This window comes from Catellatospora aurea (assembly GCF_042663325.1).
Lineage (GTDB): Bacteria > Actinomycetota > Actinomycetes > Mycobacteriales > Micromonosporaceae > Catellatospora > Catellatospora aurea.
Genome location: NZ_JBHTAC010000069.1, coordinates 19,590 through 33,030, shown reverse-complemented (window position 1 = coordinate 33,030; position 13,441 = coordinate 19,590). Strand labels below are relative to the sequence as shown.

The following is a 13,441-nucleotide window of genomic DNA, read 5'->3' as shown; positions in this document are numbered from 1 at the left end:
TCGGCGACCGGGTGCGCACCTGGACCACGCTCAACGAGCCGTGGTGCTCGGCGTTTCTCGGCTACGGCAGCGGCGACCACGCCCCGGGCCGCCAGGACCCGGCCGCCGCGCTGTCCGCGGTGCACCACCTGCTGCTCGGGCACGGGCTGTCGGTACAGGCGCTGCGGGCGGGCGGGGCCCGCGAGGTGTCGCTGACGCTCAACCTGGCCTGCGTACGCCCGGACGACCCGGACGATCCGCACGACCTCGCCGCGGTGCGGCACATCGACGGCCTGCACAACCGGATCTTCCTGGACCCGACCCTGCGCGGCGGCTACCCGCAGGACATGCGGGCGCTGTTCGCCCGCTTCGGCGTCGACCGGCAGATCCAGGCCGGTGACGAAGATGTGATCGCGTCGCCGATCGACCTGCTCGGGGTCAACTTCTACCAGCCGTCGCGGGTACGGGCCGGGGTCGGCGTCGACTGCGGCCCGGCCAACCCGGGCAGCGAGGGCTGCGAGTACGTCCAGCAGGATCTGCCGGTCACCGCCATGGGCTGGCCGGTCGACGCGACCGCGCTGTACGAGCTGCTGAAACGGCTGGCCACGGACTACCCCGGCACCCCGATGATGATCACCGAGAACGGCGCGGCCTACCACGACGTGCTCGACGGGGACCGGGTCGCCGACACCGACCGCATCGCGTTCCTCGACGGCCACCTGCGGGCCGTGCACGCGGCGCTGTCCGAGGGAGCCGACATGCGTGGATATCTTGCGTGGTCGCTGTTGGACAATTACGAGTGGGCATACGGTTACGACAAACGTTTCGGCATCGTGCATGTCGACTACGACACCCAGCGGCGCACCCCGAAGGACAGTGCCCGCTGGTTTGCCGGCGTCATCGGGCGCAACGGGCTCGTTTGATGTCGGTGGGGGCCGGGCGCGTCGCACGTGGAAAGGTGGCGCGCCCGGGTTATCCCACCCCATGACTCACGCCGGGGAGCCGAGCGGGGCTCCCCGGCGTGCCAGACCGGTCAGACCGGCCAGAGGCGGACGCGGTCCGCGCCGTCGGCGACCGCGACGGTGTGCCCGTCGGGGCTGACGGCGACGCCGGAGACCGCGCCCATCCGGCCGTCCGCGTCGCGGATCCAGCCGGGCAGCAGCGCGGCCTGCGCGTGGTCGGACAGCCGCCACAACCGCACCGTGCCGTCCCAGCCGCCGCTGGCCACGGTCGCGCCGTCGGCGCTGTACGCCACCGCGTGCACCACCCCGTCGTGCCCGGCCAGCACGTACGGCGCCGCCCCGCCCGCGACGTCCCAGATCCGCACCGTGCCGTCGTCGCCGCCGCTGGCCAGCAGCCGCCCGCCCGGGGCGAACGCCAGATCCTGCACCGCGCCGTCGTGCCCGGTCAGCGACGCGGTGAGCTTGCCGGTGGACACCTGCCACAGCCGGATCACGCCGTCCTTGCCCGCCGAGGCCAGGGTCGCTCCGTCCGGGCTGAACGCGACCGCGCCGACCCACTCGCTGTGCCCGGTCAGCACGGCGACGGTGCGGTTGCCGCCGACGCTCCACAGCCGGATCACGCCGTTGTGGCCCGCCCCGGCGAGCAGCGTGCCGTCGGGGCTGAAGGCCAGGTCCATGGGGATGCGCGCGTGCCCGGTCAGGGTGCCGGCCGGTGTGCCGGTGGCGGTGTCCCACAGCCGCACGCCGCCCTCGACCGGCGTCGCCAGCCGCTTGCCGTCGGGGCTGAACACCAGATGGGAGATCGGCTCGAAGTCGCGCACCGGCATGCTGGCGACGGTCGCGCCGGTGGCGGTGTCGAACACGTGCAGCGCCCCGAAGCCGCCCACGGCATACCGGGCGCCGTCCGGACTGAACGCGACGGTGGTGGCCAGGCCGCCGACGGCAACGCAGCGTACGGGCGCGGCGCAGCTCGGCTCGGGTCCGGGCGAGCCCAGCGGCAGCCCGCACGCCGCGGGAAGCGTGAGGGCAAGCAGGAGCGCCGCGGCCCGCGCCGCCCCGGGCACGTTGCGGTACGCCGTCATGCCCCACACGGTAGGCCCGTCGGCGGCCCGGGATAAGCGCCGATCGGACTACCACGGGCAACCGTCCGTGCGGGACGGACCTACCGCCCATGCCCCGGACTCGCCGGGCCGGTCGGGCGCGGGCAAGCGGCCGACCGGGTCAGCGGTGCGCGGGTTCGGTGACCGGCACCGGGTTCAGCGGCTGCGCGCCGTACAGCTCGTCGAGGACCTCTTCGGCGTCGGGCTCCCCGGTGGCGGCCCGGCGGCGCGGCCCGGCCAGCGACGCCGCGGCTCCGAGCACGCCCATCACGATGGCCAGCCAGAACACGATGACCAGGCCGTCGTGGAACGGTCCCGAGATCAGGTCGGGGAAGAACTGGCGGTCGGTCAGCGCGGCCGCGTTCGCCGCGGGCAGCGCGCCGAGCACCTGCGGGCCGAGCAGCTCCTGGATCGGGTTGTAGCCCAGGAACGCGGCGAACAGGGTGCCGACCGGCGGCAGCTGCGACACGCCGTGCGCGGCCCCGGCCGGCACCCCCTGGGCGGTGAGCCCGGCGTCCAGCGCCGTCGGCAGCGAGCGGGCCAGCCCGGCCACCATCAGCGAGAAGAACACGCCGATCGACAGCACCATGCCCGCATTCTGGAAGGTGGCCCGCATGCCCGAGGCGACGCCGCGCAGGTGCGCCGGGACGCTGGACATGATCAGCGAGGTGTTCGGCGCGGAGAACAGGCCGCCGCCGAAGCCGTTGAGGAACACCAGCGCGGCGAACACGCCGTAGTGGAAGTCGGTCGGCACGAGCAGCAGCGCGGCGAACGACGCCGACATCAGCAGCAGGCCGCCCGCCGCGAACCGCCGGGGCCCGAAACGGTCCGACAGCGCCCCGGACAGCGGCCCGGCGGCCAGGAATCCGATGGTCAGCGGCAGCAGGTAGATGCCCGCCCACAGCGGCGTGGCCTCGTAGTCGTAGCCGTGCAGTGGCAGCCAGATGCCCTGCAGCCAGATGATCAGCATGAACTGCAGGCCGCCGCGGGCGATCGAGCCCAGCAGGCTGGCCACGTTGCCGCCGGTGAACGCCGCGATCCGGAACAGGTGCAGCGGGAACATCGGCTCGGCGACCCGGGTCTCGATGAGGCCGAACAGCGCCAGCAGCACCACGCCGCCGGTCAGCCCGGCGATGATCCACGGGTTGGTCCAGCCCATGGGGTGACCGCCGTACGGCTGGATGCCGTACGTGATCGCCGCCAGCAGCATGGTCAGGCCCGCGGCGAAGGTGACGTTGCCCCACCAGTCGATGCGGCCGGGGCGGCGCTCGCCGTTGTCGCGCAGCGAGCGGTACGCCCACACGGTGCCGACCGCCGCGATCGGCACGTTCACCCAGAAGATCGAGCGCCAGTTCCACTCCGCCAGCAGGCCGCCCAGCACCAGGCCGATGAACGAGCCCGCGATGGCGGCCACCACGTTGATGCCCAGCGCCGTGCCGCGCTGGCGGGCCGGGAACGCGTCGGTGATGATCGCGGCGGAGTTCGCCATCAGCATCGCGCCGCCGACGGCCTGCACCACCCGCCAGCCGATCAGCCAGAGCGCGCCGGCGCCGCCGGTGAACGGGTCCAGGGCGAGCACCACCGAGGTGACCGCGAAGATCGCGAAGCCGAGGTTGTAGATGCGTACCCGGCCGTAGATGTCGCCGAGCCTGCCCAGGGTGACCACGAGTACCGCCGTCACCAGCATGTAGCCCATCAGCATCCACAGCAGGTAGCCGACGTTGCCCGGTTGCAGCGGGTTGAGTCCCACGCCGTTGAAGATCGCCGGGAGCGAGATCAGCACGATCGACGAGTTGATCGTCGCGATCAGCATGCCGAGCGTGGTGTTGGACAGGGCGACCCACTTGTAGCGGGATTCGTGGCTGTTCATGAGGCGCGCCTTCGGCTGTCGGAGCGGGTGGTGCTTGCTACGCGTCGGCCGCGTGGTCGGCGAGGCGGCCGAGCGCGGGCAGCGCGGCCTCGATGGCGGCGCGGTCGGCGGGGTCGAGCTGGGACAGCAGCGCGGCGACGCGCTCGGCGCGGACGTCCCGGCGGTGGCGGAGCAGGTCGCGCCCCGCTTGGGTGATCTCGACGAGGACGACGCGGCGGTCGGCCGGGTCGGCGGTGCGGGCGGCGAGCGCGTCGCGTTCCAGCCGGGTGACGATCTGGGTCATCGCGGGCTGGGTGACGCCCTCGCGCACCGCGAGTTCGGTGAGCCGCTGCGGTCCCTCGCGCTCCAGGGTGGCCAGGGTCGCGGCTGCGCTGAGGCTGATGCCGGGCGGGCTGAGCCGCCGCAGGGCGGCGAACAGGCGCTGGACGGTCAGGGCCAGGTCATGCCGAGCGGTGTCCGCGGACGACGGAGCCGGTGTCGTAGCCACCTCGCCAACATATCACGCACTTATAAAAGTTGCTTATGCAATCCACTCCGACCGCTCCGGCCTGCTTCGGCGACTGTCGATGTCCTAGCCGTCTCACGTGAACACGGAGAGTGATGTCACTGCGCCGGGTCGCCGCTGAAGCGCCGCCCGCGCTCGCGCATGGCGTCGACCACCCGGTCCACGCCGGGGCTCGGCGGGGCGGGCGTGCGGCCCGGGGCGCGCAGCCCGTCGAGGGTGTACGCGAGCTGCCGCCGCCACGCGTCCGGCGCCGCCTCGGCGGTGCGCTCGATCAGCCCGGCGTTGGCCATCAGGATCAGCACCACGTCCTCGTGCCGGAACTCCGGGCGCAGCTCGCCGGCCGCCTGCGCGCGCTCGATGAGCCGCTGCAGCCCCTGGTACGCCCGGTCGTGCAGCGCGTCGAGCCCCGGCACGCCGGACACGGCTGCGGTCAGCAGGTCGGACGTCGCCCGGCACCGCGACTGCACCCCGCACAGGTAGACCAGGTGGTCGTGGAACGCCGTCCAGGCGTCCGGCTGGTGCGCGGCGTGCTCGGCGGCCAGCACGATCTCGTCGAGCGTCTCGGCGTACACGGCGGAGATCAGATCCCGGCGGGTGGGGAAGTGCCGGTAGAGCGTGGCGTTGCCCAGCGCGGCCCGGCGCGCGATCTCATCGAGCGGGGCGTCCAGCCCGCGCTCGCTGAACACGGCCAGCGCCGCCTCGATCAGCCGGCGGCGGTTGCGCTCGGCGTCGGCGCGGGGGGCGTGGGTGGCCATGCAGACCAGCATAGCGAAATGGGGATCGGTCCCCGGTTGTGCTACGGTCGGGATCAACCGGGGAGTTGTCCCCGTTTTGTGAAGACCCTTCGCGGCCTGGGCGATCGTGCCCGGCGCCGCCGTGCCGTCCGGGAGAGAACATGTCGATAGTCATCAGTGGGGCCACCGGGCAGCTCGGGCGCCTCGTGGTCGCCGCGCTGCTGGACCGGGGTGTGCCGGCCGGGCAGATCGTGGCCGGGGCACGTGACGAGAGCCGGCTCGCCGACCTGGCCGCACGCGGCGTACGGGTCGTCCGGTTCGACTACGACGACCCGGCGAGCCTGACCGCGGCGCTGACCGAGGGGGACACCCTGCTGCTGGTCTCCGGCAGCGAGGTCGGCCGCCGGGTCGCCCAGCACCAGGCCGTGATCGACGCGGCGAAGGCCGCCGGGGTGGCCCGGCTGGCGTACACCAGCGTGCTGAACGCGGCCGAGTCCCCGCTCCCGGTCGCCCCCGACCACGTCGCGACCGAGCAGGCGATCCGCGCCTCGGGCCTGCCCTTCACCCTGCTGCGCAACGGCTGGTACACCGAGAACTACGCGCCCGCGCTGGTCCAGGCGCGTGCCGCGGGCGTGGTGCTGTCCAGCGCCGGCGACGGCCGGGTCGCCAGCGCGACGCGCGCCGACTACGCCGCCGCCACGGCCGCCGCGCTCACCGGCGACGGCCACGAGGGCGCGGTCTACGAGCTGTCCGGCGACCACGCCTGGGACTTCGACGAGCTGGCCGCCGCGTTCGCGACCGTGCTCGGCCGCGACGTGGTCTACCGCCGCGTCTCGTCCGAGGAGCACCTCAACCTGCTCACCGGCGCGGGCCTCGACGCCGGCACGGCCGGCTTCCTGGTCGCCGTGGACGCCGACATCCGCGACGGCGCGCTCGCCACGACCACCGGCGACCTCTCCCGCCTGGCCGCCCGCCCGACCACCCCGCTGGTGGACGCCCTGCGCCCGCTCGCCTGACCGGCTCGCCCTGGCAGGAACGAAGAACGCCTCCGCCGGCGTTGTGCTCGGCGGAGGCGTTCTTCCGCATCGTGGGACGGAGCCGAAGATCGTCGGACTTGCCCGGCAGGTGGGCGAAAGGCGGATCAAGATACGCCCAGGTGCCTGGCAAGTCGGATGATCGAGGGGGAACGGCCGTCAGCGTCCCGCAGACCGGGACGCCAGTGGTGCCGTGATCGCGGGTGCGGGGGCCGGACGGTAAACTTCGTGTTCAGGTCGAGAGGCGCTGCAACGGGCACAGCCCGCCACGCTCGGCTGGATCCACCGTTGCAAGGGCGCCTCCGAGAGTTCTTTCGGAGGTGTTCGCGTTGAGCCGGTCTTCTTCCCCCGCCACCCGCGTGCAGGAGCTGCGCAAGCTGCTCGACGAGCGGATCGTGGTGCTCGACGGCGCGTGGGGCACCATGCTGCAAGGTGCCCGGCTGACCCCCGAGGACTACCGCGGCGACCGGTTCGGCGACCACTCGCACGACGTCACCGGCAACCCGGACGTGCTCATCCTGACCCGGCCCGATCTGATCCTCGACGTGCACCGGCGCTACCTCGCCGCGGGCGCGGACATCACCTCCACGAACACCTTCACCGCGACCGGCATCGCGCAGGCCGACTACGGCCTGCAGGCGTACGCGCGCGAGATGAACGTGCGCGGCGCGCAGCTGGCCCGGCAGGCCGCCGACGAGTTCGGCGGGCGCTTCGTCGCCGGCTCGGTCGGCCCGCTGAACGTGACCCTGTCGCTGTCCCCGCGCGTGGACGACCCGTCCTACCGGACCGTCTCCTACGACCAGGTCTTCGACACGTACGCCGAGCAGATCTCCGGGCTGGCCGAGGGCGGCGTCGACATCCTGCTCATCGAGACGATCTTCGACACCTTGAACGCCAAGGCCGCCATCGCCGCCGCCCGTGAGGTCGCCCCCGAGCTGCCGCTGTGGATCTCGGTGACCATCGTCGACCTGTCCGGCCGCACCCTGTCCGGGCAGACCGTCGAGGCGTTCTGGCGCTCGATCGAGCGGGCGAACCCGCTGGCCGTCGGCGTGAACTGCTCGCTGGGCGCGACCGAGATGCGCCCGCACGTGCAGGAGCTGTCCCGCCTTGCCGGGGTCTACGTCGCCAGCCACCCCAACGCGGGCCTGCCCAACGCGTTCGGCGGCTACGACCAGACGCCGGAGGAGACCGGCGCGCTGCTGGGCGAGTTCGCGACGTCCGGCCTGATCAACATCGCGGGTGGCTGCTGCGGCACCACGCCCGAGCACATCGCGCAGGTCGCCGCGGCCGTCAAGGGCCTGCCGCCGCGCGAGGTGCCGCAGGTGCCCAAGGCGACCCGGTTCAGCGGCCTGGAGCCGTTCGCGATCGGCCCCGACACCGGCTTCGTGATGATCGGCGAGCGGACCAACGTCACCGGCTCGGCGAAGTTCCGCCGCCTCATCGAGGCCGGCGACCACCAGGGCGCCGTGGACGTGGCGCTGGACCAGGTGCGCGGCGGGGCCAACCTGCTCGACGTGAACATGGACGCCGACCTGCTCGACAGCGAGCAGGCGATGACCACGTTCCTCAACCTGATCGCGACCGAGCCCGAGGTGGCCCGCATCCCGATCATGGTGGACAGCTCGAAGTGGTCCGTGCTCGAAGCCGGCCTCAAGTGCGTGCAGGGCAAGGGCGTGGTCAACTCGATCAGCCTCAAGGAGGGCGAGGAGGTCTTCCTCGACCACGCCCGGCGCATCCAGGGCTACGGCGCGGGCGTGGTCGTCATGGCCTTCGACGAGCAGGGCCAGGCCGACACCGTCGAGCGCAAGGTCGAGATCTGCGGGCGGGCGTACGACCTGCTGACGCAGAAGGCGGGCTTCGCCGCCGAGGACATCGTCTTCGACCCGAACGTGCTGGCCGTGGCCACCGGCATCGCCGAGCACAACGGCTACGCCAAGGCGTTCATCGACGCGCTGCCGCTGATCAAGGCGCGCTGCCCGGGGGCACGCACCAGCGGCGGCATCTCCAACCTGTCGTTCTCGTTCCGCGGCAACGACGTCGTCCGCGAGGCCATGCACTCGGCGTTCCTGCTGCACGCGGTGCGCGCCGGACTCGACATGGGCATCGTCAACGCCGGACAGCTCGCCGTGTACGAGGACATCCCCGTCGAGCTGCGCGACCTCGTCGAGGACGTGCTCTTCGACCGCCGCCCCGACGCCACGGACCGGCTCGTCGCGTACGCGGGCACCGTCAGCGGCGAGGCGACCAAGCGCGTCGCCGACCTGTCGTGGCGCGAGGCCCCGGTCGCGCAGCGGCTGTCGCACGCGCTGGTGCACGGCATCGTGGACTACATCGAGCAGGACACCGAGGAGGCCCGGCAGCAGGCGGACCGCCCGCTCGAAGTCATCGAGGGCCCGCTGATGGACGGCATGAAGGTCGTCGGCGACCTGTTCGGCGCGGGCAAGATGTTCCTGCCGCAGGTGGTCAAGAGCGCCCGGGTGATGAAGCGCGCGGTGGCCTACCTGGAGCCGTACATGGAGGCCGAGAAGGAGCAGGCCCGCCGCGAGGGCAGGGCGGAGGCCCAGCGCGGGCAGGGCAAGGTCGTGCTCGCCACGGTCAAGGGCGACGTGCACGACATCGGCAAGAACATCGTCGGCGTGGTGCTGGGCTGCAACAACTACGAGGTCGTCGACCTCGGCGTGATGGTGCCCGCGGCGAAGATCCTCGACACGGCGGTCGCCGAGGGCGCGGACGTGATCGGCCTGTCCGGGCTGATCACCCCGTCGCTGGACGAGATGGTCTCGGTCGCGCAGGAGATGCAGCGGCGCGGACTCAAGCTGCCGCTGCTGATCGGTGGCGCGACCACGTCCCGGCAGCACACGGCGGTGCGCATCGCCCCGGCGTACGAGTCGGCGACCGTGCACGTGCTCGACGCCTCGCGCGTCGTCGGTGTCGTGTCGCAGCTGCTCGACCCCGCGAAGGCCGAGGAGCTTGCCGAGCACAACCGGGCCGAGCAGGCGCGGCTGCGCGACGAGCACGCCAACAAGACCCGCCAGCCGCTGCTGACGCTGGAGCAGGCGCGCGCCAACGCCGAGCGGCCCGACTTCACCGAGCTGCCCGTGCCCGCCTTCACCGGCCTGCGCGAGGTCACGCCCTCGCTGGCCGAGCTGCGCCAGATGATCGACTGGCAGTTCCTGTTCCTGGCCTGGGAACTCAAGGGCAAGTACCCGGCGATCCTGGAGCGGCCGCAGGCCCGGGAGCTGTTCGACGACGCCAACACCATGCTCGACCAGATCATCGCGGACGGCTCGCTGCGCGCCCAGGGCGTGTACGGCTTCTGGCCCGCCCACGCCGACGGCGACGACATCGTCATCGAGGGCGAAGGCCGGATGCCGATGCTGCGCCAGCAGACCGTCAAGCCCGCCGGGCGGCCCAACCGCTGCCTGGCCGACTACCTGGCACCCGCCGGCGACCACATCGGCGGGTTCGCCGTCGCCATCCACGGCGCCGACGAGCTGGCGGCGAAGTACGAGGCCGAGCACGACGACTACCGGGCCATCATGGTCAAGGCGCTGGCCGACCGGCTCGCCGAGGCGTTCGCCGAGCACCTGCACCTGCAGGCGCGGCGCGACTGGTACGAGCCCGACGCCGACCCGGCCATCGAGGACCTGCACGCCGAGCGCTTCCGCGGCATCCGGCCCGCGTTCGGCTACCCGGCCACGCCCGACCACACCCTCAAGCGGGAGCTGTTCGACCTGCTCGGCGCGGAGAAGATCGGCATGGGCCTGACCGAGTCGTACGCGATGACCCCCGCCGCCGCCGTCAGCGGCCTGCTGCTGGCGCACCCGGACTCGCGTTACTTCACCGTGGGCCGGATCGGCCACGACCAGCTGGAGGACTACGCCGGCCGCCGGGGGGCCGACCTCGCCGACGCCGAACGCTGGCTCCGCCCCAACCTCACCTGACCCGCCGGCGTAAGGACCCGGCGCGCCAGGAAGATAATCAGGCACATATGTCGATCGCACCATCGGTTGTGCGGTCGACATTGCCGACTGCGCAGCCATTCTGATCGCCGACACGTCGCCGCCATACTCCTTACAGGACAGCCCGACGGCGGTGGGGGCGCGTCATGAAAGACAGGCGGCAGGCAGCGGGAATACGGGCGGCGCTGGCCGCCCTCCTCACGACGGCGGCGCTCGTGCTGGGCGGGTGCGGCGCGCCGGAGTTCGACTACGTCAAGAACGCCGACGACGGCGTCTATTTCAAGGTCCCCCACGGCTGGCAGCGCATCGAGCACGAGGCGATGGACTGGATGCTGTCCGGGGAGGACCCCGACTCGGTGGCCGCGGCGGCGCGGCGGGAGCGGATCTGGTCGGTCGGCTACGACGCCTCGATCGTCCCGCAGGCGCTGCACCTGTTCCTCGGCACCGGCGACGAGCCCTTCGTGTACGCGATGGTGCGCCGGCTGTCCGAGAACGAGGTCAACGCGGTGTCCCTGAACGGAGCCCGTGACCTGCTGCTGCCGGTCACCGACTCGGCCCGCGCGGAGAACGCGCAGAACGCGGTGTTCCAGGGCTTCGAGCTGGTCTCCGACGAGATCCTGCCGACCGAGGGCTCGGTGCGCGGGGTGCGTTCGGTCTTCAACTACAGCCCCGGCGGCGGCGGGCTGCAGACGTTCGACCAGACCGTCTACGTCGACGATGCCGGGCGGCGGCTGTACCAGTTCATCGTGCGCTGCTCGGCCTCGTGTTACCGCGCACGGGCGGCGGAACTCGACGCGCTGGTGCAGTCCTTCACGGTCAGGAGCGTGGCATGAGCGAGCGAGCCATGAGCGACGTGTCTGCCGAGCCGGTCGAGGGCCTGCGCCCGCCGGGTGAGCCCGCACGGGTCGAGGAGCGGCGCAAGCGCAAGAAACTGCCGTTCTGGGACCGGATCAAGTTCCTGTTCCTGTTCGCCGTCGCCTGGCTGGTGCTGGTGTGGGCGGAGATGGCCGACTTCCCGGGCGGCATGCCGTTCGTGGAGGCGACCCGCATCCACCTGGTCGAGTCGCGCTGGCTGCAGATCCTGGCCGGCCTGGAACTGCTGCGGCAGCTGCATTTCGGAGTCAGCGAGCACTGGGCGGGCTACCACCGGTTCTGGAGCCACCGGGTGTTCGGTGGCTTCGAGCGCTTCTCCCGGCGGCGGCTGTCCGACTGGACCAGGTTCCGGCTGGCCCGCATCCTCAAGTGGATCTTCTGGATCGTCGTGTTCGCCTTCGTGGCGGGCGCGGTGCTGGACACCTCGCCGGTGCTGGCGCTGTTCCAGGCCCCGGCGATCCTGTGGGCGCTGATGCCCTTCGTCGTGCAGATGGTGTTCATCCTGTTCATCGTCGTGATGCAGTTCGTCGCCATCTTCTGGTTCCTGTCCCGGGGCGGCGTCGAGGTGTACTACCCCGACGACATCAAGACCCGGTTCACCGACGTGTGGGGCCAGGACCACGTGCTGGCCCGGGTGCGGGAGAACATCGTCTTCCTGGAGCAGCCCGACGCGATCGAGGCCAAGGGCGGCTACGTGCCGTCCGGCCTGCTGCTGTGGGGTCCGCCGGGCACCGGCAAGACGCTGATGGCCGAGGCCGTCGCGGGGGAGACCGGCAAGCCGTACGTGTTCGTCGACCCCGGCGCGTTCACCAACATGTTCATGGGCGTCGGCATCCTCAAGGTGAAGTCGCTGTTCCGCAAGCTGCGCAAGCTGGCACTGCGCTACGGCGGCGTGATCGTCTTCTTCGACGAGGCAGACTCGCTCGGCAGCCGCGGCCAGCTCGCCCAGGGCGGACCGGGCTTCCCCCGGGGCATGACCCCGGCGTTCACCACCGGCCCCGGCTGCCACGGCTTCGGCTGGCTGTCCCCGGAGACGCAGTGGCGGCTGGCCAGAAACGCCGCGGCGGAACCGGCTCCCGCGCCGGTGCGGCGCCACCGGTTCGTGATGGGCGCGGGCATGAACAACGGCGGGGGCATGGGCACCCTGCAGGCCCTGCTCACCGAGCTGTCCGGGCTGAAGAAGCCGCGCGGCTTCGTCAACCGGTACGTGCGCCGGGTGCTGGGCATGCGCCCGAAGCCGCCGCCGCGATACCGCATCCTGGTGATGATGGCGACGAACCTGCCGGAGGCCCTCGACGAGGCGCTGCTGCGGCCGGGGCGCATCGACCGGATCTACAAGGTCGGCTACCCGAGCAAGGCCGGCCGGGTCCGCACCTACGAGGGCTACCTGGGCAAGGTGCGCCACGAGCTGACCGCCGCCGAGATCGACAAACTGGCGACGATCACTCCGTACGCCACCGGCGCGACCATCAAGGACCTGATCAACGAGGCCCTGATCACCGCGATCCGGGACGGGCGCGAGGTCATCGCCTGGCGCGACGTGATGCGGGCCAAGCAGCTCAAGGAACTCGGGCCGCCCGAGGACGTCGAGTACATCGAGCGGGAACGGCACGCCGTCGCGGTGCACGAGGCCTGCCACGCCGTGATCGCGTACCGCACCCGGCACCACATGGAGATCGACATCGCGACCATCGAGAAGGGCAGCGACTACCTCGGCATGGTCGCCAGCATCCCGCCCGAGGACCAGTTCACCCGGTGGCGCACCGAGTACGAGGCCGACATCTGCGTGTCGCTGGCCTCGCTGGCGGGCGAGCGCATGTTCTTCGGCGGGGACAGCTCGTCCGGCGTCTCCGGGGACCTGGAGTCGGCGACGACGGTCGCGTCGTTCATGGAGGGCTTCTGGGGCATGGGCGGCACCGTGTCGTCGTACTCGACCGCCAAGCGCCTGGAGGTCGGCGCGCCCGGCGGCGGGCAGGGCGGCCGGCGCAAGAAGGGCCAGGACACCGAGGCCGAGGTACGCCACGCGCTGGCCGACCGGATCGAGGACATGCTCGGCGACCTGCTCGCCCGCACGGCGGAACTGCTCGCCCAGCACCGCCGCGACGTGCTCGCCCTGGCCCACGCCCTGGAGACCCACAAGACCCTCACCGGCGACGACGTGGTCGCCGTCCTCGAAGGACGGTCGGGTCCGGTGGTGGACGGCACCCTGTACCGCTCCGAGGACTTCCTGGCCGAACTCGACGCGTACCACGAAGCCGCCGCGGCGGCCCACCTCGGCCACAGCCGCGTGACCATGGCCCTGCCCGCCGCCCCGGTCCCCGCAGTGGCCGTGGCGCAACCGACCGCGTCCGCCGAAGAGCCGCCGCCCTCCCAGCCTCAGCCCTGACAGCGAAAGGAAGGGCACCTTCTACACGGACGTCCG

At 72.1% G+C, this 13,441-nt stretch carries 9 protein-coding genes; 5 read left to right on the top strand and 4 right to left on the bottom strand.

What is annotated here, in order from left to right; translation table 11 throughout:
* A partial coding sequence (locus tag ACFQO7_RS36215) for a glycoside hydrolase family 1 protein (RefSeq protein WP_376810625.1) occupies window positions 1-902 on the top strand: 902 nt, incomplete at its 5' end.
* Window positions 903-1,012: 110 nt separating this feature from the next.
* Here the strand turns inward: ACFQO7_RS36215 and ACFQO7_RS36210 are convergent.
* The 4 genes from ACFQO7_RS36210 to ACFQO7_RS36195 form a co-directional block, all read right to left on the bottom strand.
* On the bottom strand, window positions 1,013-2,023 hold the full coding sequence (locus tag ACFQO7_RS36210) for a WD40 repeat domain-containing protein (RefSeq protein ID WP_376810624.1): 1,011 nt from the start codon (window positions 2,021-2,023) through the stop codon (window positions 1,013-1,015).
* Window positions 2,024-2,162: 139 nt separating this feature from the next.
* Complete coding sequence (locus ACFQO7_RS36205) at window positions 2,163-3,911, bottom strand: MFS transporter (protein ID WP_376810623.1); 1,749 nt, start codon at window positions 3,909-3,911, stop codon at window positions 2,163-2,165.
* A 37-nt stretch (window positions 3,912-3,948) separates the two neighbouring features.
* Window positions 3,949-4,398 (bottom strand): MarR family transcriptional regulator, encoded by a 450-nt coding sequence (locus ACFQO7_RS36200; protein WP_376810622.1) that lies wholly within the window; start codon window positions 4,396-4,398, stop codon window positions 3,949-3,951.
* Between the two features lie 116 nt (window positions 4,399-4,514).
* A complete protein-coding gene (locus ACFQO7_RS36195; protein ID WP_376810621.1) occupies window positions 4,515-5,171 on the bottom strand; it encodes a TetR/AcrR family transcriptional regulator in 657 nt (218 codons plus the stop codon).
* A gap of 140 nt (window positions 5,172-5,311) precedes the next feature.
* On the opposite strand from ACFQO7_RS36195, the gene ACFQO7_RS36190 reads away from it, so the two are divergent.
* The 4 genes from ACFQO7_RS36190 to ACFQO7_RS36175 all read left to right on the top strand — a co-directional run bounded on the left by ACFQO7_RS36190 (window position 5,312) and on the right by ACFQO7_RS36175 (window position 13,405).
* Window positions 5,312-6,166 (top strand): SDR family oxidoreductase, encoded by an 855-nt coding sequence (locus tag ACFQO7_RS36190; protein WP_376810620.1) that lies wholly within the window; start codon window positions 5,312-5,314, stop codon window positions 6,164-6,166.
* A gap of 347 nt (window positions 6,167-6,513) precedes the next feature.
* Window positions 6,514-10,128, top strand: coding sequence for a methionine synthase (gene metH / locus ACFQO7_RS36185; RefSeq protein WP_376810619.1), 3,615 nt, complete (start codon window positions 6,514-6,516; stop codon window positions 10,126-10,128).
* 164 nt (window positions 10,129-10,292) lie between these two features.
* Complete coding sequence (locus ACFQO7_RS36180) at window positions 10,293-10,979, top strand: hypothetical protein (protein WP_376810618.1); 687 nt, start codon at window positions 10,293-10,295, stop codon at window positions 10,977-10,979.
* Complete coding sequence (locus ACFQO7_RS36175; RefSeq protein ID WP_376810617.1) at window positions 10,976-13,405, top strand: AAA family ATPase; 2,430 nt, start codon at window positions 10,976-10,978, stop codon at window positions 13,403-13,405. Before ACFQO7_RS36180 ends, ACFQO7_RS36175 begins: the two co-directional genes overlap by 4 nt.
* Window positions 13,406-13,441 lie beyond the last annotated feature (36 nt).